Here is a 22,620-nt window from a genome sequence, read left to right on the forward strand (position 1 = left end):
ATCAGCTGGCGGCAAGATTAGCCGTGCGTTGAGAGAGGTGCAACCGGGTGCAACCCTTTTTTGTCGGAAAAATCGGCGCCTCGTCAGGAATTAAATTCTGGGACGAACGTGCGGCTCCCGCTTGGTGCTTTTACTTCTAGAAAAGCATCGTGACTGCACTAAAAGGGAGCAAAAACAATGACTTTTGCGGTAAATCCGACTAGGTGCAACTAATTCCCGAAAAATGGGTTGCACCTCATTTGCTTTGTTGAATAGCATTCGCGCCCCAAGGTGCAACCCGTCGAAAAGGCGGGTGTGCCGGCTGATGGCTTTCCTGGGGAAACATCAGTCATAAATGCGCGGGATCCCGGATCGTCTGTCAAACGTCATCGTTTGCGAGCGGTTCACCAGCCGCCGCTACATAAAAACAAAGCCAGGGCGTCACTTAATGAGCGTAACGAATCCAACCCTGATCACGTTCGTGATCTACATCGCTGCAATGGTGCTGATCGGTTTCATGGCCTATCGCTCCACCAACAACCTTTCCGACTACATTCTGGGCGGTCGCAGCCTGGGCAGCGTCGTGACCGCATTGTCCGCCGGTGCTTCCGACATGAGCGGCTGGTTGTTGATGGGCCTGCCGGGCGCCATCTACATGTCCGGTCTTTCCGAAAGCTGGATCGCCATCGGCCTGATCGTCGGTGCGTACCTGAACTGGCTGTTCGTTGCCGGCCGTCTGCGCGTGCAGACCGAGCACAACGGCGATGCCCTGACGCTGCCGGACTACTTCTCCAGCCGTTTCGAAGACAAGAGCGGCCTGCTGCGGATCATCTCCGCCGTAGTAATTCTGGTGTTCTTCACCATCTACTGCGCCTCCGGCATCGTGGCCGGTGCCCGTCTGTTCGAAAGCACTTTCGGCATGTCCTACGAGACCGCGCTGTGGGCCGGTGCTGCGGCGACGATTGCCTACACCTTCGTCGGCGGTTTCCTGGCGGTGAGCTGGACTGATACCGTGCAAGCCACCCTGATGATCTTCGCCCTGTTGCTGACGCCGATCATCGTGCTGTTGGCCACCGGCGGTGTCGACACCACGTTCCTGGCTATCGAAGCGCAAGATCCAAGCAACTTCGACATGCTGAAAAACACCACTTTCATCGGCGTGATTTCGCTGATGGGCTGGGGCCTGGGCTACTTCGGCCAGCCGCACATCCTGGCGCGCTTCATGGCGGCGGATTCGGTGAAATCGATCGCCAATGCCCGTCGTATCTCCATGACCTGGATGATCCTGTGCCTGGGTGGCACCGTGGCGGTAGGTTTCTTTGGTATCGCCTACTTCAATGCACACCCTGACGTGGCCGGTCCCGTGACCGAAAACCACGAGCGTGTGTTCATCGAACTGGCGAAAATCCTCTTCAACCCATGGGTCGCCGGTGTGCTGCTGTCGGCTATTCTGGCTGCCGTCATGAGCACCCTGAGCTGCCAATTGCTGGTGTGTTCGAGCGCCCTGACCGAAGACTTCTACAAAACCTTCCTGCGCAAATCGGCTTCCCAACTGGAACTGGTCTGGGTCGGCCGCGCCATGGTGCTGCTGGTTGCCTTGATCGCCATCGCGATGGCCGCCAATCCGGAAAACCGCGTGCTGGGTCTGGTCAGCTACGCCTGGGCCGGTTTCGGTGCCGCATTCGGTCCGGTCGTACTGATCTCGGTGATCTGGAAAGACATGACCCGCAACGGCGCACTGGCCGGTATCCTGGTCGGCGCGATCACCGTGATTGTCTGGAAACACTTCGAACTGCTGGGTCTGTATGAAATCATCCCTGGTTTCATCTTCGCCAGCCTGGCGATCTACATCGTCAGCAAAATGGGCGCACCGACCGCCGGCATGCTGCAACGCTTTGCCGCGGCCGAGAGTGATTTCCGCCTGAACAAGTAATGGGTTGAGCGCGTGCGCTGAGCCAATGCTTGAATGAAAACGGCCCGCTTCCTTTGGAGGTGGGCCGTTTTTTTGTGTCTGCACATTCCTCGAATGTCTCACAACCCCTGTGGGGGGGGAGCTTGCTCGCGATAGCGGTTGATCATTCACATTGATGTTGGCTGACCCGGCGCCATCGCGAGCAAGCTCGCTCCCACAGGGGTAAAGGGTGCTTCTGAAGGGAATGTCTGTAGCCGGAAGAGCCGTTATCTGAAGTCCAATGCTTCAACTGAAGTAGGGTATTTCTGTTTTTCCAGCCCCTCGTTCCTCCCCCATGCCTCTCATGCAGAATCCCCCGCTTCGAATCTGCAGAGACACACCGGATGTTCGCTTCTGCCAATCAACCGCGCTTCACGCTGACCGTCGACGGCGTCCCCAGTGAGCTCAAGGTGCTTGAGTTCACAGGCAAGGAGGCTATCAGCCAGCCGTACCGTTTTGATCTGGAGTTGGTCAGCGAACGACCGGATATCGAGCTCGAAAGCTTGCTGCATCGTCAGGCGTTTCTGAGTTTCGATCCGCTAGGCTGTGGTATTCATGGTCAGATTTTTCGCGTTGGCCAGGGCGATTCCGACACGCGTCTGACGCGCTATCAGATCAGCCTGGTTCCGCGCCTGGCTTACCTGAGCCAGCGCATCAATCAGCGAATCTTCCAGCACCAGAGTGTGCCGACGATCATCACGCAAATTCTTAAAGACCACGGCATCCTCGGCGATGCCTTCAAGTTTCAGCTCGGTACTGATTACCCTGAGCGCGAGTATTGCGTGCAATACGCGGAAAGCGATCTGGCGTTCATTCAGCGCCTGTGTGCCGAGATCGGCATCCACTACCACTTCCAGCACAGCGTCGATGGGCATCTGTTGGTGTTTGGCGATGATCAGACGGTTTTTCCGCGCCTGCCTGAACCGACGTCCTACCGACCGGGCAGCGGGATGGCGGGGGATGAACCGGTGATCAATCGTTTCAATGTCGCCCTGGAAGCTCGGGCCACAGCGGTAACCCGCCGCGACTACGACTTCTGTAAACCTCGCCTTGAACTGGAAAGCCGTTTCGACAGCAAGCAACTGCCGGCGCTGGAGGATTATGGTTTTCCCGGTCAATTCAACGATCCCGAAGTTGGCAGGCGCCTGGCGCAACGAGCCCTGGAAAGTCATCGTGCGGATTACCATCAGGTACTGGGACACAGCGATCAACCCGCCTTGATAAGTGGGCATTTGTTGCAGCTCGACGAACATCCTCGGCGGGAATGGAACGAGCTGTGGTTGCTCACGGAAGTCGAACACCATGGCCGTCAACCGCAGGTGCTTGAAGAGTCTGCGGGTAGTGGCGGTCCGGATGAGTTTCAGGGTTACCGCAATAGCTTTCTGGCGATGCCGTGGGATGTGTTCTTCCGTCCGCCATTGATCAAGAAGCCTCGTGCAGCCGGTTATCAATCCGCCGTGGTCACTGGCCCCAAGAAGAGTGAAATCCATTGCGACGAATACGGTCGGGTCAAGGTTCAGATGTTGTGGGACCGAGACGGCCAGATGGATGAGTTCACCAGTTGTTGGTTGCGGGTTGCCACCGGGTGGGCCCATGACCGTTACGGCAGCGTGTTGATCCCCCGAGTCGGCATGGAAGTGTTGGTGGGTTTCGTCGACGCCGATGCCGACAAGCCCTTGGTGATGGGCTGCCTGCCTAACGCCTCGACACCGGTGCCGTTGGACCTGCCAGCGGACAAGACTCGCAGTATTTTCCGCAGTCAGAGCAGTCCCGGTGGCGGTGGTTACAACGAATTGCGCATCGAGGACCGCAAAGGTTTCGAGGAAATCTACCTGCGCGCCCAGCGAAACTGGAATCAGCACGTACTCAATGATCAGCGGGTGCAGGTCGATAACCAACGCAGCATTGTTGTTACCGGTACTGCCAGCCATGAACTGAAGGCCGACGAGCAACGCATCACCCACGGCCAGCGTCGGTCCGAAGTGAAGCAGGACGATCACCTGCTGGTCACTGGCGACCGTCGCATTCAGGTGACCAGCCAGGCGCTCAACGCTAGTCAACAATTCCATGTCAGTGCCGGCCAGCAGGTGGTGATCGACGGCGGAGTCAACGCGACCATTCAGGCAGGCGGGCACTGGATCAACATTGGTCCGGGGGGAATCTTCAGCAGTACGCCGATTCAGGTCGGTGGTGCGCCGATGGTGGCCATGAGCGCCGCACCGGATTTGCCGGGTGCGCCAGAAAAAATCCGGGCCGCCCCACCCAGCGCTGCGCAGATCCGCAGCCTCAAGAGCCCTGCGGCGTTTTGTGAAGAGTGTTGCAAGGACGGTTTCTGCCCTGCACCGAACTCATTGCTCGGTGCATCCAAAGTCACCGCAAGTAAAGGCGCCGAACCGGGTTTTCACATCGTTGAGCAATCCCTATCCCGCGCGGCGCTTGAAACGCATTTGTTTCCTCAATCGAATCCGGTGGTACTAAAGAAATTCCGCAGCCTCAATCCGCAGTTGGGCAACTTTGCCAAGCCTGGTCAGTTGATCGTTCTTGGCGATCCGCAAAATACGCAGTGCACGCGTGAAGAGGCACTGTTGATGGAAGCGGCGCAGACAGTTGATGCGGCATTGGGGCCGATGAGTGATGTGGAGGCGGAGTTTATGGCTCGGCATCACGATGAGATTGAGTCGTACCTCACTCGAGGGTCGACCGGAGTGGGTATTGGTGCCGCGATGTATAGCAAGCATCTGGAGAACTTGAATCAAACTTTGAGAGACCTTGAAGCGCTGCATACAAGAACTTTTAATCAACACGGCAAGCTCTCCGGCGACGACTTCTACGCCAAGCGCAGTCAACTGATGAAACAGCTCGACAACAGCCTTCGTCCACTGGTGCGCAAAGGTTTGGGGATTCCGGAGCATCCGAAACTTAAAACCGCTTTAGGTGTTTCCAGTCGCGCCCTGGTGCATCACTGGAAAAAGGCCGGCACAGCGGGTGGGATTCCGGGGTATGCGACGCATATTGAAGGGGTGAGCAAGGCCAGTAAGGTGATTAAGGCTGGGGGGTGGGTCGGGGTTGGATTGGGGGCGGGGGCTTCGGGGCTTAAGGTGAGTGAGGTTTGTCGGGCTGAGGCGGAGGGTGAGTGTAAGAAAGTTAAGTTTACTGAGAGTGGAAAGTTCATGGGGGCTTTAGCGGGGAGTACTTTTGGGCCGCAAATAGTTGGTCCTGTTTGTGCCGTAATAGGCTTGACACCTTATGGAGTGCTCGCCTGCGGAATAGTTGCAGCAGGAGCAGGTGCGTTTGGTGGCGGATTGCTAGGTGAAACTATTGGGGAAGGTGTTGGCGAACTAATATACGAGTGGAGCGAGTAATGTTCGGTGCAAGAAATATTTTTTTTGTAATTGCCCTTATTGTGATTGTTTTAGGGGTTGGGTTGTTTTTTGTGCAGTTGTATTTTTCTTACTTTAAGCTTGATCGTGTTTTTGAAGTGTTGCGTAATTCTTATGGCGCACAAATCCGTAAGCCGATGCTGGGTAGAGATCCCATGAGCAGATTGTTCCTTTCTACTAATTTTGGAATTATGCTTGTGTACTATAAGCGATCAATAATAAATGGTGAGTTGGATGTCGCGGATTACAGAAACTTTCCTTCTTCGTTATTGCTTTTTATTAAGTTTATGCATTTTTCTGCGGTGTTTTTGGGAGGTGTGATGGTTTTGCTTTTCGTGGTTGGAAAAAGCATTGGGTGGCTCTAGTTGTACCGACCAATTGCCTGTCCATGCCATTAGTAGTTTTTAGTTTTGAGTTGTTTATATGATTAGCTTCGATACTTGGCTACAGCGTGCTCCGCAATCTGAAAGTGAAAAACTATTCGCTATCTTCAGCAGCGCCAGCGCCGCTGTACCATTCAAGGCCTGGCGTCACTCAAAGTGCGGTTCGGCGCCGGTTTCGGTTTGGGACGGGACTATTTACTCCGAGTGGAAAGAGGTGATGCCCTACATAGCAATTGTCGACGCTGACAGCGAGTTTTTGCAGTGGGCGGCGACGACTGAGTCCCGTGACTGGGGTTGGTTGGCGGTGTCATCGGCGAGTGTGGAGGCGGTGGTCGAGCATTTGCGCAGTCTGACTCAGGTGACGCTGCCGGATGGCAAGGTTGTGTTTTTTCGCTTTTGGGATGGGCGTTTTTTGCTGCCGATTCTGAGGGCCGCCGAAGTTGATGTGGCTGAGTTGTTGCCGGTGATTTCGCGATGCTGGATCAACGGGGAGTCGCTGGAGATCGGCGGTAATATGGTGAAAGCGCAGAAGGTATTTCCCTGGTGGGAGGTGCCGGAATCGGTGCTGCAGCACCTTGGCGCTGGAGATGACTCAACCCGGATCAGCAATTTGATTCAGTGGTTGGGAGAAGAACAGCCGAGTGTGTTCGAGGCGTTCTCTGAAAGTGTGTTGCGCAGCAAGGTCGCGAAATTTCTCAAGGAACCTGAATTGCCGACGGTGCCGAAAGATGAGTTGTTGGCGTACTTGATGGAGGAAATGCGGTAGGTCCTAGGACGTTTCTGGGCAAGGTCCTAGGAGATTTCCTTCGAGTTGTGGCGGTTTGCGTGAACTGGTGGGCGATGGATTGGGGGGATAGTCTTTGGCTGTCACCGCACATGCAGTGGCAGGGTGTAGGAACCCTTGTACTCCAACGCGCATCAGCGCTGTCGTTTGATTGCGGCACTTTATTCGTGCCCGTAAGATCGTTCGCGGCGGCTGTGTGCGGGACACGTTTCGACGTGGCTGAGTTGGAGTACCTCAGTTTCCTACTCCCGCGCACGGCTGCCACCCAAGCCCGTAGGAAAGGCCGTTGGCAGCTTCAAATTGGTACTCTATGGATTCTCGAAAAATGACGACATTAAAGCCTGATCCGCCCTACGAAAAACCAATCCCCCATCCCGACAATCGCTTCATGGCGCTGACCAGCAACTGCAGCGAAATGCCCACCCTGTTCGTCGACACCCACGCGCCGCTCGACGTCCTGATGGATGCCGCCAACTACCGAATCCGTGCCGTCACCCAAGTGCTCGAAAACCTGTCCATGCGCGGCTCGATCGAGTGTGAGTCGTTCATCCTCAGCGACTTTGCATTGCTCTGCGCCATCCCGATGCGCGATGGCTGTGATGTGTTGGATGTGGTGGGGCGACGATTGCGGGCGCGGCCTTAGCAGCGGTGAACGCGGACCTGGGCGAGGGAGCTTGCTCCTACAGGTTTCTTTATCAGGCCGTTCAATTGTGTCGAGCCGCTCAGCCGCGACCGCCTGACTTGCAGGCCGGTAAAAGGTAAACTTCCCGGCCTTCGCAGGAGCAGCCATGAATTATCGTCACGCCTTCCATGCCGGCAATCATGCCGACGTGTTCAAACACCTGACCTTGACCCGCCTCATCGCCCTGATGTCGCGCAAGGAGCAGCCGTTTGCCTATCTCGATACGCATGCCGGCATTGGCCTGTATGACCTTCAGGGCGATGAGGCCAGCCGTACCGGCGAGTACCTGGAAGGCATTGCTCGTTTGTGGGATCAGCCGGATCTGCCGATCCTGACCGCTGATTACATGCAGGTGCTGCACGAGATGAACCCGGATGGTCAGTTGCGCTATTACCCGGGTTCGCCGGAGTTGGCGCGACGCCTGACCCGCCCGCAGGACCGCGTGTTGCTCAACGAGAAACATCCGGAAGACGGCGTGTTGCTCAAGGACAACATGGCCGGTGATCGCCGGGTGAAGGTGCACCTGGGTGAAGGCTGGCATGTTCCACGGGCCTTGCTGCCGGTGCCGGAGAAGCGTGCGGTGATGTTGATCGACCCGCCGTTTGAAAAGCTCGATGAAATGCAGCGCTGCGCGGCGTCGTTGAAAGAGGCGATTGGCCGGATGCGGCAAACCGTTGCAGCGATCTGGTACCCGGTGAAGGATCAGCGCGCGTTACGGCGCTTCTATCAGGACCTGGCCGGCACCGGTGCGCCGAAGCTGTTGCGCGTGGAGTTGCTGGTACATCCGCTGGACACGCCCAACAGCCTGAACGGTTCAGGTCTGGCGATTGCCAATCCGCCGTGGGGGCTGGAGGAAGAACTGCGTGAGTTGTTGCCGTGGTTGTCCAAGAAGCTTGGGCAGACCCAGGGTGGGTGGCAGATGGATTGGTTGATCGCTGAGTAGCAGCTACAAGCTGCAAGTAGAAGTGGCGAACACTTAGCTTGCAGCTTGAGGCTTGCAGCTGCGTTTAGATAGGGCAGGTCACGCCAGTGCCGCCAATCCCGCAGTAACCTTCCGGATTCTTGGCCAGGTACTGCTGGTGATACGCCTCGGCATAGTAGAAGGTCGGGGCTTCGTCGATTTCGGTGGTGATGATCCCTTGGCCGGCCTTGGTCAGTTCGGCCTGGAACACTTGCGCGCTCTTCTTCGCCGCTTCCAGTTGTTCCGGTTTGGTGGCGTAGATCACCGAGCGGTACTGGGTGCCGATGTCGTTGCCCTGGCGCATGCCCTGGGTCGGATTGTGCAGTTCCCAGAACATCTTCAGCAGTTCTTCGTAGCTGACTTTCTCCGGTTCGTATACCACCAACACCACTTCGCTGTGGCCGGTCAGGCCCGAGCAGACTTCTTCATAGGTCGGGTTTGGCGTGTAGCCGCCGGCGTAGCCGACGGACGTACTGAACACGCCTTCACGCTGCCAGAAGCGACGTTCTGCGCCCCAGAAGCAACCCAGGCCGAAAATGGCAAATTCCACATTGCCCGGGAACGGACCCAGCAGCGGGTTGCCGTTGACGAAGTGTTCGTCCGGAACCTTGATCGGGGTCTCGCGACCAGGCAGAGCTTGTTCTTTAGTAGGAAGCACGTTTTTGTTCACCAGAATTTCCGAGCGCAGAACCATTATCAGTCCTCAGTCAGGGTAATTAGTCAGATAGGCAGTTTGCCTGAGTGTCGGGCCGCTGTCAGGCGATCGGACCGCGCGGGTAGCGTTTGAGCTTCTCGATCAACTCGGCGCCCGGGATCGGTCGATCGAACAGGTAGCCTTGGCCGACATCGCAGCGATGGCGACGCAGGAAGGCCAACTGCTCGGCGGTTTCGATGCCCTCAGCCACGACCTTGAGTTTCAGGTTGTGGGCCATGGCGATCACCGCGGAGGTGATCTCCATGTCGTCCTGGTTGTCCGGGATTTCGTGAATGAAGCTTCGATCGATCTTAATGATGTCGATGGGGAATTTTTTCAAGTAGCTCAGCGACGAGTAACCGGTGCCGAAGTCGTCCATGGCCAGAGTCAGGCCCAGGCGCTTGAGCTGGTCGAGCTGCAAGTGAGTGTCTTCGGTGGCTTCCAGCAGAAGACCTTCTGTCAGCTCAAGCTCCAGCAGGTTCGCCGGCAATGCTTCTTCCTTGAGGATGTTGGCGATGGACGCCACCAGGTCCGGGTCGGAAAACTGCTTGGGGGACAGGTTGATCGCCACCTGAAGATTGCCCAGCCCGGCGGCGGTCAGCTCCTTGCTCTTGCGGCAGGCCTGGCGGGCGATCCATTTGCCGATCGGAATGATCAGGCCGGTTTCTTCCGCGACGCTGATGAATTGATCCGGCCGGATCATGCCTTTTTCCGGGTGATCCCAGCGCAGTAGCGCTTCCATGCCCAACAAGCGCCCGCTGCGCAGACAGAGCTTGGGCTGATAGAACACGTCCAGCTCGTTCTGGGTCAGGGCGCGACGCAGATTGTTTTCGACGAACAACTTGTAGCTGGCTTCGGCGTTCAGTGCTTCGGTGAAGACCTGCACCTGATGCTTGCCGTTGGCCTTGGCCTTGTGCAACGCCAGCCCGGCGTTACGCATCAGGGTTTGCGGATCGCGCCCGTGCAGCGGCGCGCAAGCCAGGCCCACGGAGCCGGTGACGCTGATCAACTGGTTGTCGACGAACATCGGCTTGTCGAGAGTCGTCAACAACTGGTTGGCGACCAGTTGTCCGGTGTTTAGGTCGGCATTGTCCAGCAGCACCGCAAATTCGTTACTGGCGAAGCGTGCCAGGCTGCCGCTTGGGCTGAGGCTGTTGCGCAGGCGCCGGGCCAGGCTGATCAGCAGCTTGTCGCCGGTCTGGTGGCCGAGGCTGTCGTTGATGCGCTTGAAGTTGTCAATGTCCACCAGCAACAGGCTGATCGGGGTATCGCTGTCTCGGGCGAAGCGTTCATCGAGATTGCGGATGAATGCCGGACGGTTGCCGAGGTTGGTCAGGTTGTCGGTGTAGGCCAGGCGTTCGATGCGTTGCTGGGCGAGCTTGGTCTGGGTGATGTCTTCGTAGATGCCGATGTAGTGGGTCAGTTCGCGGTTATCGCCATAGACCTTGGAGATCGACAACTGACCCCAGTAGGGCTCGAGGTTTTTGCGGCGGCTCTTGAATTCGCCCTGCCAGCTGTTGCTTTTGGCCAGCGCTGACGGCGCGTCGAACAGCAGTTCGCTGAGGTTTTCCAGTGCTGGCAATTCCGCCAGGCGCTGGCCGTGGACTTCTTCGGTGCTGTATTGGGTGATCGCGGTGAAGCTCGGATTGACGTATTCCACCACGCCATCGCAATTGACCAGCAGAAAGGCGTTGGCGCTTTGCTCGACCGCTCGCTGGAACAGGTGCAGCGCGCTGGTGGCGGTGCGCCGGTTGTGATTGCTGATGACCTGGGCGAACTGGTCCGCCAGCTCGCCGGCGAAGGCGATTTCATCCGACTGCCAGGCGCGGGTAGCGCCGGTTTGCTCCAGGCACAGCACGCCAACCACCTGGCCGTCGACGCGGACACTGGCGTCGAGCATTGCGTTGACATCACGCGGGCGCAGGCTTTCGGCCATGTCCCGGGTGCGCGGGTCGCGCATGGCGTTATGGGCGTCGATGGCGCGGCCAGTGTGCAGGGCGTCGAGGTAGTCGGGAAAGTCGCTGACGTCGATTGGCTGCGGCAACAGGTATTGCTGGTCGGCGCGGTAGTAGGCCGAAATCGGCACCAGCATCGAGCCTTCCAGGTTCCACAGGCTGGCACAGTCGATTTCGTAGATCTCGCAGGCGCTGCGGGTGATCAGTTCGGCGGCCTCTTGCAGGGAGTTGTTGCTGCTGTAGCGCTGGCGGGTCAACAACAGGATCAGGTCCTGCTGGGCGCGTACCCGGTCCAGATGCTGCAGTTGTTCCTGTTGTGCGCGCTGGTTGAGCTCCAGGGCGATTTGCAGCCGAGAGTTCTGGGTTTCCAGGTCCAGCGCCGGCAGCAACGGGTCATCTTCGAAGAGACCGTCGATGACCAGCAGGTAACCGCGCAACAGGTGTCGATTGTGTTGTTTATAGGCTTCGCCCAGCTCCAGCAAGTTCAGCGAACCTGTGGCGGTGTGCAGGGTGTAGCGGATCAGGTAATGCGTGGCTTCTGTCAGCTGTTGCTGGATCGCGTCATGCAGCTGATAGCGCGCTTCCGGCTCCATCAGGCTGGCGTAGGGCGAGCCGACCAGGGCGCACAGCTCCACGGCCGGCAAGCCGAATTGTCGTTCGCAATTGGGATCGAGAAACAGCAGCGCCCAGCTTGGTTCATTCAGCCGTTCGAAACGCAGCATGCCGAGCCGCGAGGGCACAGGCAACTGCGTCACTACCTCGGCCACCATACGGCTGGCGGCATCGGGTTGGCTCTTCATAGGGAGGGAAACTCGCTTCGTATTTGCTGAACGCGCCGGGCTCTCGCCCTCTTTACTGTTGCCTGCGGCAAGGTTGCATCATTGCGACACCGACTGACAAGAGACATGAAGGCCAAGTGCTATAAGAATATGTCGGCAGGAGCGAAGATTTCTTCAATTAAGGTCAAAAGTAATGCTATTTCCGTAAAAATCGCCGCCTTCCGCAGCTCATGCAAGAGAACGACCGTACATGCTGCAGGAGCGGCGGAAAGCTGCGATATTTTGTTTTATTTAGCGCAACGGGATACCGGTCGATTGCAACAGGTTGCCATTGCGATCGTGATAACGCACATGAATCATTTCGGTGTCGACAATCAAATGTGCAAAGTTGTCCTGGCTGATGACCTTACCGGTGAGTTCATGTCGATAATCGCCTGCGGCGGTGCGGGCCAGCGGCTGATCGAGGATAAAGGTTGAGTCTTTGGCATAGGGCAGCAGTTTGCTGTTGCACAGCGGAGACGAAACGATCGCATGAATTTCGAAGTCCGGGTCCTCGCTGTGGCTCAGGCGGCTGGTCAAAGAGCCGTGGACATCGCCGGAAACGAAGATGACGTTCTTGATCTTGTGGAGGCGAATGGTCTCCAGCAATCGCAATCGTTGTTCGGGGAACGCCTCCCAGGCGTCTCCGGCAAGGCGCTTGCGGTCTGGGTAGAACATGACGCTGGTGACCACGAATTTGACTCGTGCCGGGCTGTGGATCAGCCAGTCGCACAGAGCCTGTTCCTGTTCGATATCAAAAATGCGCCGGTCGTTAGCCGCGAGATTGCGCCGGGTGCGGCTATCGGTGACAAACCACTCGATATCGCCATGGGTAAACTGATACCAATATTGTTTTAGCTGCCAGTTTAATTGCCCTTCAGTATTCAACTCATGGGCGGGACTGTGACTGGCCTGAAATAACTCATAGGCACCCATGGCATTTTTGTATAGTTGCTCATCGCCTCTGGATTTATTGGCTGGCCAGTTGTCTTCGATTTCATGGTCGTCGAGAATCATGTAAGTCGGTGTGCTGGACATCAACTTTGTAATGTGCGGTTGAGAAAAGGCGACGCGGTATTTGGCAAGTATTTCGTTGTATTCACGATCCGGTGCGATAAAGTTCAAGTCATCGATATAGACCTGGTCGCCTGTCATCAACATGGCGCTGACGGGCGGTGAGCCATGTTTTGCCAGATGTGAAATGGATGCGAAGATCCGGTCACCCAGATGCGGTGCCCATGGCACGCCGGCGGTCATGCTCAAGTAGCGACATGATCCGATGATATAAGCCCGTGGCGTTGTGATCTGGTTCGACTGCGTGCGAAAGCGATAGACCTCCCGAGGCCATTGCAGTGGCAGTTCCTGAATGGTTTCCACGGTGTGCACCGGGTTCATGGGGCTGAACCATCCGGCTTGGTATTCGTATTCGGTATCGGCGTAAAGATCTTGAAGAACAAACACATCCGACACATCGCGCACGTCCATAAGTTGCTTGAATACACCTTTATTCCAGCGTTCTTCGCTGATCCGTCGATAACGGATTCCTCCAAATACCAAAGCCTCTTTTTGTTTTTTGGCGCTTAAGAAGATACGGGTTTGATTAGTTGTTGTGTGGCCAATAATAGGGCCTACAGTTGGTTTTAACATGGTCGAGTCCATTCGATTATTTATGATTCAAGCTGCCGGGTTTCGACTGTTTTACACAGTTGTAAAACAAGGCTAGTTATTGAATGCGAAAAAATATCGAGCCGAAATGGACTTGAGTTGTGGGCGATATCAGCCACAAATGTAGGAAGGGTTTCTGCCAGATAAAAACATCAAGCAAAAAAAGCCCCGCCAAATTGGCGGGGTTGAGGTACGAGCGTGGCGCTCGGAAAACTTGAAACGCGGCAGGCCCTCCGGTGAAAGAGGGCCTGTCGGGGTTACAGCAGGATGGTGCGGATGTCCGCCAGCAGGTCGCTCAGACGCTTGGTGAAGCGAGCGGCAGCGGCACCGTTGATCACACGGTGATCATAGGACAACGACAGAGGCAGCATCAGTTTCGGCTGGAAGGCTTTGCCGTCCCAGACAGGCTGGATGGTTGCCTTGGAAACACCGAGGATCGCCACTTCCGGCGCGTTGACGATCGGCGTGAAGCCGGTGCCGCCAATGTGACCGAGGCTGGAAATGGTGAAGCAGGCGCCTTGCATTTCGTCCGACGAGAGCTTCTTGGTCCGGGCTTTTTCTGCCAGGGAAGCGGCTTCGGCGGCCAGTTGCAACAGGCTCTTCTGGTCGACGTTCTTGATGACCGGTACCAGCAGGCCATCCGGGGTGTCGACGGCGAAGCCGATGTTCACGTATTTCTTGCGGATGATCGCCTTGCCGCTTGGTGCCAGCGAACTGTTGAAGTCCGGCAGTTCCTTGAGCAAGTGAGCGCAGGACTTGAGCAGCAGCGGCAGGATGGTCAGCTTGACGCCAGCCTTCTCTGCAACGGCTTTCTGGGCGTTACGGAATGCTTCCAGCTCGGTGATATCCGCCGAGTCGAATTGCGTCACGTGCGGCACGTTCAGCCAGCTGCGGTGCAGGTTGGCGGCACCGACCTGCATCAGGCGGGTCATCGGCACTTCTTCGATTTCACCGAAGCGGCTGAAGTCCACGACCGGGATCGGCGGGATGCCCGCGCCACCGGTTGCGCCGGCGGCAGCGGCCGGCGCTTCCTTAGCCTTCTGCATCATGGCCTTGACGTAAACCTGCACGTCTTCTTTCAGGATGCGACCGTGCGGACCGCTGGCGCCGACAGCGCTCAGCTCGACGCCGAACTCACGAGCCAGTTGGCGCACCGCAGGACCGGCGTGAACCTTGGCGCCAGGCTTGGCCGGGGCGGCAACAGGAGCAGCAGCTGGAGCCGATGCAGCAGCCGGCGCGGCGGCTGGCGCGGGAGCACTCGGTGCGGCAGCCGCAGGTGCCGGGGCAGCAGCCGGAACCGCACCTTTGACTTTCAGCTTCAGAATCAGGTCGCCGGTACCGACTTCGTCATCCAGTTTGACGGAAACGCTTTCCACCACGCCAGCGGCAGGCGATGGGATTTCCATGCTGGCCTTGTCGGATTCCAGGGTGATCAACGACTGATCGGCCTCAACGGTGTCGCCGGCCTTGACCAGGACTTCGATGATCTTGGCCTTGCCGGCCGAACCGATATCCGGAACGTGAATGTCCTGAACACTGTCTGCCAAGGGTGCAGCCGGAGCTGCTGCAGGAGCAGGGGCGGCAGCCGGAGCGGGTGCAGCGGCCTGGGCTGGCGCGGCGGCAGGTGCAGCAGCACCTGCCACTTCCAGATCCAGAATCAGGTCGCCGGTGCCGACCTCGTCGTTGAGCTTGACGCTGATGGCCTTGACCACGCCAGCGGCAGGCGATGGGATTTCCATGCTGGCTTTGTCGGATTCCAGGGTGATCAGCGATTGATCAGCCTCGACGGAATCGCCGACTTTGACCTGGATCTCGATGATCTGAGCCTTGCCCGACGAACCGATATCCGGCACGTGCACTTGCTGAACCGAAGCAGCTGCCGGCGCAGCCGCAGGAGCGGTCGGAGCTGCTGGCACAGGAGCAGCTGCGGCCGGTTTCTCTTCGGCTTTCGCAGCAGGCGCGGCGGCGGCCGCAGGGGCTGCGGTGGCACCTTCGACTTCCAGTTCAAGCAGCTCGTCGCCTTCTTTCAGGCGATCGCCCAGCTTCACTTTCAGGCTCTTGATGATACCGGCCTTCGGCGCAGGCACTTCCATGCTGGCCTTGTCCGATTCCAGCGTCAGGATGCTCTGGTCGGCTTCGATACGGTCGCCGACCTTCACAAACAGTTCAATTACTTCACCTTCACCGCTGCCGATGTCAGGTACGCGAATGAGTTCGCTCACAGAATCTCTCCTCAGCAGTCCAGTGGGTTGCGTTTTTCCGGGTTGATACCGAACTTGGCGATGGCTTCAGCCACCACTTTAGGTTCGATATCGCCACGGTCAGCCAGTGCTTCCAGGGCTGCCAACACCACGAAATGACGGTCGACTTCGAAGAAATGACGCAGTTTCTTGCGGCTGTCGCTGCGGCCATACCCGTCGGTACCCAGGACTTTGAATTCCTTGGACGGTACCCACTGACGAATCTGCTCGGCGTACAGTTTCATGTAGTCGGTCGAAGCAATGACTGGACCTTGACGGCCGTTCAGGCACTCTTCCACGTAGCTCAGCTTAGGCTTCTGGCCCGGGTGCAGGCGGTTGGTGCGTTCTACGGCCAGGCCGTCGCGACGCAATTCGTTGAAGCTGGTAACGCTCCACACGTCGGCGCCGACGTTGAACTGTTCGCGCAGGATCTTCGCCGCTTCACGGACTTCACGCAGGATGGTGCCGGAGCCCATCAGTTGCACGTGGTGCGCCGCTTCGCGGTTGTCCTCTTCGAGCAGGTACATACCCTTGATGATGCCTTCCTCGACACCGGCCGGCATGGCTGGTTGCTGGTAGGACTCGTTCATTACGGTGATGTAGTAGAAAACGTCCTGCTGCTCTTCGGTCATTTTCTTCATGCCGTCCTGAATGATCACCGCCAGCTCGTAGCCGTAGGTAGGATCAAAGGTGCGGCAGTTCGGGATGGTGGCAGCCAGGATGTGGCTGTGACCGTCTTCGTGCTGCAGGCCTTCACCGTTCAGGGTGGTACGGCCGGCGGTGCCGCCGATCAGGAAGCCACGGGTGCGGCTGTCGCCAGCGGCCCAGGCCAGGTCGCCGATACGCTGGAAGCCGAACATCGAGTAGAAGATGTAGAACGGCAGCATTGGCTGGTTGTGGCTGGAGTACGAAGTACCGGCAGCGATGAAGGAGCTCATGGCGCCCGCTTCGTTGATGCCTTCTTCGAGGATCTGGCCCTTCTTGTCCTCTTTGTAGAACATCACCTGGTCTTTATCGACTGGCTCGTAGAGTTGGCCGACGGACGAGTAGATGCCCAACTGACGGAACATGCCTTCCATACCGAAGGTACGGGCTTCGTCCGGGATGATCGGGACGATGCGCGGACCGATTTCCTTGTCCTTGACCAGTTGCGCGAGGATCCGCACGAAGGCCATGGTGGTGGAAATTTCACGATCGCCGGTGCCGTCAAGGATAGCCTTGAGGGTTTCCAGTGGTGGCGTCGGTACGTTGAAGCTCTGCGCGCGACGCTGAGGCACGAAGCCGCCCAGTGCAGTGCGGCGTTCGCTCAAGTAGCGGGCTTCAGCGCTGTTCGGTTCCGGTTTGAAGAATGGCAGGTTTTCCAGTTCTTCGTCTTTTACCGGAATGTCGAAGCGGTCGCGGAACAACTTCAGGCTCTCGACATCGACCTTCTTGGTGTTGTGCGCGGTGTTTTTCGCTTCGCCGGCACCGGTGCCATAACCCTTGATGGTCTTGGCCAGGATGACGGTAGGCTGTTCTTTGTGGTTGACCGCTTCGTGGTATGCCGCGTAGACCTTGTACGGGTCGTGGCCGCCACGATTGAGTTTCCAGATCTCGTCGTCGGACAGGTCTGCAACCATCGCCTTGAGTTCCGGCGTGTTGAAGAAGTGTTCACGCACGAACGCGCCGTCTTTGGCTTTGTAGTTCTGGTACTCGCCGTCGATGACTTCATCCATGCGGCGCTGCAGGATGCCGTCGACGTCCTTGGCCAGCAGTGGGTCCCAGAAACGGCCCCAGATGACTTTGGTCACGTTCCACTGGGCACCGCGGAACACGCCTTCGAGTTCCTGGATGATCTTGCCGTTGCCGCGAACCGGGCCGTCGAGGCGCTGCAGGTTGCAGTTGATGACGAAGATCAGGTTGTCGAGCTTCTCGCGGCCAGCCAGCGAGATGGCACCCAGGGATTCCGGCTCGTCACACTCGCCGTCGCCCAGGAAGCACCAGACTTTCTGTTTGCCAGGCTGGATGAAGCCGCGGGCTTCCAGGTACTTCATGAAGCGCGCCTGGTAGATCGCCTGGATCGGACCCAGACCCATGGATACGGTCGGGAACTGCCAGAAGTCAGGCATCAGCCAAGGGTGCGGGTAGGACGACAGACCTGTTCCGTCGACTTCCTGGCGGAAGTTGTTCATCTGGTCTTCGGTGATGCGCCCTTCCATGAACGCACGGGCGTAGACGCCTGGCGAGGTGTGGCCCTGGAAGTAGATCAGGTCGCCGCCGTGTTCGTCGGTCGGGGCCTGGAAGAAGTAGTTGAAGCCGATGTCATACAGGGTCGCACTGGAAGCGAAGCTGGAGATGTGACCACCCAGGTCAGAATCTTTCAGGTTCGTACGCATTACCATGGCCATCGCGTTCCAGCGTACCAGCGAGCGAATGCGGCGTTCCATGAACAGGTCGCCAGGCATGCGTGCTTCGTGGGTCACCGGGATGGTGTTGCGGTAAGGCGTGGTGATGGCGTAAGGCAACTGCGAGCCGCTGCGGGTCGCGAGTTCGCCCATACGGGTCATCAGATAGTGAGCACGGTCTTCGCCTTCTTTGTCGAGAACCGATTCCAGGGCGTCCAGCCATTCCTGGGTTTCGACGGGATCGAGGTCTTGCATGGCTTGCTCCAGGGCGGAAAGGCTACCAGAATCGGTTGCCTGAGTTAGCGACTGGCCTTGTGGGCAGACGTTATGAATTCTTGGATTGCCGATAGGTTGTTCCGGCGGCGTGTAGTTTTACTACAAATCATCCCGCATTTCAGCTATCCGAATGTATATACGAGTAGTAAAACTACAGATGAGCGGCTTGTGGCCTCCGACTACGTTGTGAGAATAATCGTTAAGGTTGGAATTTTGCTAACCAAAAAAGGTGAAAGCTTGATGTTGGCTGCCAAAAATAAAGAAATTTCAGCTATTTCTAACCTTTGTTCGACAGTCGATCAGGTAGTGTGCTTCGTTAAATCACTACATACAGCCCTCTACACGCCGATCAAGGATAGACCATGAGCCTTCCTTCGCTTGTCGAACTGCCAGCCATTCTGCTGCCGTTTGTCACTCGCGCGCAGCAGTCGTTGCGCGCCGCCGTTGCTGCTTTGGATGATGACCATGGCTTATCCGAATGGACGCCTGAGCGCTGGGAACAATTTGCCCGCGTGACAGCTGCCAGCGACTTTGTGACCGAGCAAAGCGTGCGGGATCCACTGATGCTTCTGGAGCTGGTTCGGTCCGGCGAGCTGGACCGTCACTACGCTCCCGGCGAGTTGTGCGCGCAGATCGCCAAGGCAGTCAGCGTCGCTGAAACCGACGATCAGCTTGGCCGGGCGCTGCGCCGCCAGCGAGCGCGTCACCAGGTGCGGATCATCTGGCGCGACCTGACACGCCAGGCCAATCTGGTCCAGACCTGCCGCGATCTCTCTGACATGGCCGATGCCAGCATTGATCAGGCTTATCAGTGGCTGTATGCGCGACATTGTCAGCAGTTTGGTGTTCCGACCGGTCGACGCAGTGGCGAACCGCAGCAGATGGTTGTCCTCGGCATGGGCAAACTTGGTGCGGTGGAACTCAATCTGTCGTCGGATATCGATCTGATTTTTGCCTATCCCGAGGGCGGCGAAACCGTTGGCGTGAAGCGCTCGCTGGACAACCAGGAATTTTTCATCCGTCTCGGCCAGCGCCTGATCAAGGCGCTGGACCCGATGACCGTCGACGGCTTTGTGTTCCGTGTCGATATGCGCCTGCGACCCTACGGTTCGTCGGGTGCGCTGGTCCTGAGTTTCAATGCGCTGGAGCAGTACTATCAAGACCAGGGTCGCGACTGGGAACGCTACGCGATGATCAAGTCGCGAGTGGTGGCTGGCGATCAGGTGGCCGGTGCGCAATTGCAAGAGATGCTGCGTCCGTTCGTTTATCGGCGTTATCTGGACTTCTCGGCCATCGAAGCCCTGCGCACCATGAAGCAACTGATCCAGCAGGAAGTCCGACGCAAAGGCATGGCCGACAACATCAAGCTGGGCTCTGGCGGCATTCGCGAAGTCGAGTTTATAGCCCAGGCATTCCAGCTGATCCACGGTGGCCGTGACCTGAGCCTGCAGCAACGTCCTCTATTAAAAGTACTGAGCACACTGGAAGGCCAGGGCTACCTGCCGCCAGCGGTGATCAGCGAATTACGCGAAGGTTACGAATTCCTGCGTTACACCGAGCACGCGATCCAGGCGATTGCCGACCGTCAGACCCAGATGCTGCCCGATGGCGCTCAGGATCAGGCACGCATTGCCTTTATGCTGGGCTTCGCCGATTGGACGGCTTTCCATGAGCAGCTTATGTACTGGCGCGGTCGAGTGGCCTGGCACTTCGGCCAGGTGATCGCTGATCCGGATGAGGAGCAGGGCACCGAAAGCGAAGTCGTGGTGGGTGGTGAGTGGCTGCCATTGTGGGAGGAGGCCCAGGATGAAGAGGCGGCCTGCCGGCAGTTGCAGGAGGGCGGTTTCGCTGATGCCCCCAAAGCCTTGAAAGCCTTGGCCAGTCTGCGCAGTAGTCCGCAACTGCGGGCCATGCAACGTCTGGGGCGCGAACGCCTCGATGCTTTTATTCCGCGCTTGCTTGCCCAGTCAGTGGAGCACGACAACCCGGATCTGGTGCTGGAGCGGGTATTGCCCCTGGTGGAGGCGGTGGCGCGTCGCTCAGCTTATCTGGTGCTTCTGACCGAAAACCCCGGCGCGCTTCGACGCTTGCTGACCTTGTGTGCTGCGAGCCCATGGATCGCCGAGCAGATCACCCGATTCCCGTTGCTGCTCGACGAACTGCTCAATGAGGGCCGGTTGTTCAAGCCGCCCCTGGCGCCGGAACTGGCCGCCGAGTTGCGCGAGCGTCTGACGCGGATTCCCGAGGATGACCTTGAGCAGCAAATGGAAGCCTTGCGTCATTTCAAACTGGCGCACCGCTTGCGGGTGGCTGCCTCGGAAATCGCCGGCAGCCTGCCGTTGATGAAAGTCAGTGATTACCTGACCTGGCTTGCCGAAGCGATTCTTGAGCAGGTGCTGGCCCTGGCCTGGCGCCAGACCGTGGCCAAGTACGGTACGCCGTTGCGCACCGATGGCACCCTGTGCGATCCCGGCTTCATCATTGTCGGTTATGGGAAAGTCGGTGGTCTGGAGCTGGGGCATGGTTCGGATCTGGACCTGGTATTTATCCACGATGGCGACCCGCAGGCGGAAACCGACGGGCCGAAGCCTATCGATGGCGCGCAATTTTTTACCCGGCTCGGGCAGCGAATCATCCACTTGCTCACGGCTCAGACCAACTCAGGCCAGTTGTATGAAGTGGACATGCGCTTGCGGCCATCCGGCGCATCGGGGCTGCTGGTGAGTTCGCTGGGGGCGTTTGCCCGTTATCAGGAGGGCGAAGCCTGGACCTGGGAGCACCAGGCGTTGGTGCGGGCGCGGGTGTTGGTGGGTAGCGAAGATGTCGGCCGGGCATTCGAGCAAGTTCGCGCGGCGATTCTGGGCAAGACGCGGGACTTGCCGACCTTGCGCCAGGAAGTGAGCGACATGCGCGCCAAGATGCGCGACAACCTGGGCAGCAAGACCACCGCGGCCGGTACCGGGGCAAATGCCTTCGAGGCCACGGCGCCGTTCGATCTCAAGCAGGATGCCGGAGGTATCGTCGATATCGAATTTATGGTGCAATACGCGGCCCTGGCGTGGTCGGAAACTCACCCGCCATTGCTGCGCTGGACCGACAATATCCGCATTCTGGAAGAGCTGGAACACGAAGGGCTGATGCCCGCCGAAGATGCCAGTCTGTTGCGTGAAGCCTATAAGGCTTATCGCTCCGCCGCCCACCGGCAGGCCTTGCAGAAGAATCCCGGGGTGATAACCGGCGACCAGTTTGCGGATGAGCGACGAGAGGTCATGCGGATCTGGCGTGAGCTGGGGCTAAGCTGAACAGGATGTTTGAAACACCGAGTACCCAATGTGGGAGTGAGCCTGCTCGCTCCCACAGAAGATCTGCAGTTTTTGTAGAATCATCGAGGCGGGGAGGCGTATGCCTCCCCGGTTCGTTTTTGGAAGCCACATGAAAATTCTGATCGTTGGGCCCAGCTGGGTCGGTGACATGGTGATGGCGCAGACACTGTTTCAGTGTCTTAAGCAGCGCCACCCGCAATGCGAAATCGACGTGTTGGCCCCCGAGTGGAGCCGGCCGATACTTGAGCGCATGCCCGAAGTACGCCAGGCCTTGAGCTTCCCGCTCGGCCACGGTGCACTGGAGTTGGCGACGCGTCGGCGCATCGGCAAATCCCTGGCCGGCCAGTACAGCCAGGCGATCCTGTTGCCCAATTCCCTGAAGTCGGCGCTGGTACCGTTTTTTGCCGGCATCCCCAAACGCACCGGTTGGCGTGGCGAATTCCGTTACGGCCTGCTCAACGACGTGCGCACGCTGGACAAAGAGCGTTATCCGCTGATGATCGAGCGCTTCATGGCGTTGGCTTACGAGCCCGGTCTTGAACTGCCCAGGCCTTATCCGCGACCCAGTCTGCGGATCGACCCGGTGACTCGCGAAGCGGCACTGGCCAAGTTCGGTCTGGTGCTGGATCGTCCGGTGCTGGCGTTATGCCCGGGGGCGGAGTTCGGTGAGTCCAAGCGCTGGCCGTCCGAGCATTACGCCAAGGTTGCCGAAGCGAAGATTCGCGAGGGTTGGCAGGTCTGGCTGTTCGGTTCGAAAAACGATCACTCGGTGGGCGAAGACATCCGTTCGCGGCTGATTCCCGGTTTGCGTGAAGAATCGGTGAACCTCAGTGGCGGCACCTCGCTGGCCGAGGCGATCGATTTGATGTCGTGCGCCGACTCGGTTGTTTCCAACGACTCCGGCCTGATGCATGTCGCCGCTGCGCTGAACCGTCCATTGGTGGCGATCTACGGCTCGACGTCGCCGGGCTTCACGCCACCACTGGCCGAGCATGTCGAGATCGTGCGCCTGGGCATCGAATGCAGCCCGTGCTTCGATCGCACGTGCCGTTTTGGTCATTACAACTGCCTGCGTCAGCTGATGCCGCAAGCGGTGAACGAAGCCTTGCAGCGTTTGCAGGGTACTGTGGTCGAGGTCAAATAGT

Annotated in this window: 13 protein-coding genes and 1 pseudogene; 9 read left to right on the forward strand and 5 right to left on the reverse strand. The window is 58.1% G+C overall.

What is annotated here, in order from left to right:
* The first annotated feature begins 427 nt into the window (after nucleotides 1-427).
* The 6 genes and pseudogenes from putP (at nucleotide 428) to AC07ZE_RS02930 (ending at nucleotide 8,102) form a co-directional block, all read left to right on the forward strand.
* Complete coding sequence (putP, locus tag AC07ZE_RS02905) at nucleotides 428-1,912, forward strand: sodium/proline symporter PutP (protein ID WP_207261071.1); 1,485 nt, start codon at nucleotides 428-430, stop codon at nucleotides 1,910-1,912.
* 362 nt (nucleotides 1,913-2,274) lie between these two features.
* Nucleotides 2,275-4,272 (forward strand): annotated as a pseudogene (locus AC07ZE_RS02910) (type VI secretion system Vgr family protein); the annotation flags it as partial.
* A gap of 1,019 nt (nucleotides 4,273-5,291) precedes the next feature.
* Nucleotides 5,292-5,675, forward strand: coding sequence for a hypothetical protein (locus AC07ZE_RS02915; RefSeq protein WP_207261073.1), 384 nt, complete (start codon nucleotides 5,292-5,294; stop codon nucleotides 5,673-5,675).
* A gap of 58 nt (nucleotides 5,676-5,733) precedes the next feature.
* Complete coding sequence (locus tag AC07ZE_RS02920; protein ID WP_207261075.1) at nucleotides 5,734-6,459, forward strand: DUF4123 domain-containing protein; 726 nt, start codon at nucleotides 5,734-5,736, stop codon at nucleotides 6,457-6,459.
* A gap of 343 nt (nucleotides 6,460-6,802) precedes the next feature.
* A complete protein-coding gene (locus tag AC07ZE_RS02925; protein ID WP_207261077.1) occupies nucleotides 6,803-7,120 on the forward strand; it encodes a hypothetical protein in 318 nt (105 codons plus the stop codon).
* Between the two features lie 145 nt (nucleotides 7,121-7,265).
* Entirely contained in the window at nucleotides 7,266-8,102 is an 837-nt protein-coding gene (locus AC07ZE_RS02930) for a 23S rRNA (adenine(2030)-N(6))-methyltransferase RlmJ (RefSeq protein WP_207261079.1), read from the forward strand.
* Nucleotides 8,103-8,166: 64 nt separating this feature from the next.
* Here the strand turns inward: AC07ZE_RS02930 and msrA are convergent, their stop codons facing one another.
* The 5 genes from msrA to aceE form a co-directional block, all read right to left on the reverse strand.
* On the reverse strand, nucleotides 8,167-8,814 hold the full coding sequence (msrA, locus tag AC07ZE_RS02935) for a peptide-methionine (S)-S-oxide reductase MsrA (protein ID WP_095192193.1): 648 nt from the start codon (nucleotides 8,812-8,814) through the stop codon (nucleotides 8,167-8,169).
* A gap of 61 nt (nucleotides 8,815-8,875) precedes the next feature.
* A complete protein-coding gene (locus AC07ZE_RS02940; RefSeq protein WP_207261081.1) occupies nucleotides 8,876-11,569 on the reverse strand; it encodes a sensor domain-containing phosphodiesterase in 2,694 nt (897 codons plus the stop codon).
* Between the two features lie 270 nt (nucleotides 11,570-11,839).
* Nucleotides 11,840-13,234, reverse strand: coding sequence for an alkaline phosphatase D family protein (locus tag AC07ZE_RS02945; protein ID WP_207261083.1), 1,395 nt, complete (start codon nucleotides 13,232-13,234; stop codon nucleotides 11,840-11,842).
* A 275-nt stretch (nucleotides 13,235-13,509) separates the two neighbouring features.
* On the reverse strand, nucleotides 13,510-15,474 hold the full coding sequence (aceF, locus tag AC07ZE_RS02950; protein WP_207261085.1) for a dihydrolipoyllysine-residue acetyltransferase: 1,965 nt from the start codon (nucleotides 15,472-15,474) through the stop codon (nucleotides 13,510-13,512).
* Nucleotides 15,475-15,485: 11 nt separating this feature from the next.
* A complete protein-coding gene (gene aceE, locus AC07ZE_RS02955; RefSeq protein ID WP_207261087.1) occupies nucleotides 15,486-18,131 on the reverse strand; it encodes a pyruvate dehydrogenase (acetyl-transferring), homodimeric type in 2,646 nt (881 codons plus the stop codon).
* A 72-nt stretch (nucleotides 18,132-18,203) separates the two neighbouring features.
* Here aceE and AC07ZE_RS02960 point away from each other — a divergent pair, with 72 nt between their 5' ends.
* The 3 genes from AC07ZE_RS02960 (at nucleotide 18,204) to waaF (ending at nucleotide 22,619) form a co-directional block, all read left to right on the forward strand.
* Nucleotides 18,204-18,518, forward strand: a complete 315-nt coding sequence (locus tag AC07ZE_RS02960; RefSeq protein ID WP_207261089.1) for a hypothetical protein — start codon at nucleotides 18,204-18,206, stop codon at nucleotides 18,516-18,518.
* Nucleotides 18,515-21,454, forward strand: a complete 2,940-nt coding sequence (gene glnE / locus AC07ZE_RS02965) for a bifunctional [glutamate--ammonia ligase]-adenylyl-L-tyrosine phosphorylase/[glutamate--ammonia-ligase] adenylyltransferase (protein ID WP_207261091.1) — start codon at nucleotides 18,515-18,517, stop codon at nucleotides 21,452-21,454. Before AC07ZE_RS02960 ends, glnE begins: the two co-directional genes overlap by 4 nt.
* 130 nt (nucleotides 21,455-21,584) lie before the next feature.
* Nucleotides 21,585-22,619 carry a lipopolysaccharide heptosyltransferase II gene (gene waaF, locus AC07ZE_RS02970; RefSeq protein ID WP_207261098.1) on the forward strand — a complete coding sequence of 345 codons (1,035 nt, stop codon included), beginning with the start codon at nucleotides 21,585-21,587 and terminating at the stop codon, nucleotides 22,617-22,619.
* Nucleotide 22,620 lies beyond the last annotated feature (1 nt).

It is taken from the genome of Pseudomonas sp. GW101-3H06 (assembly GCF_059424605.1).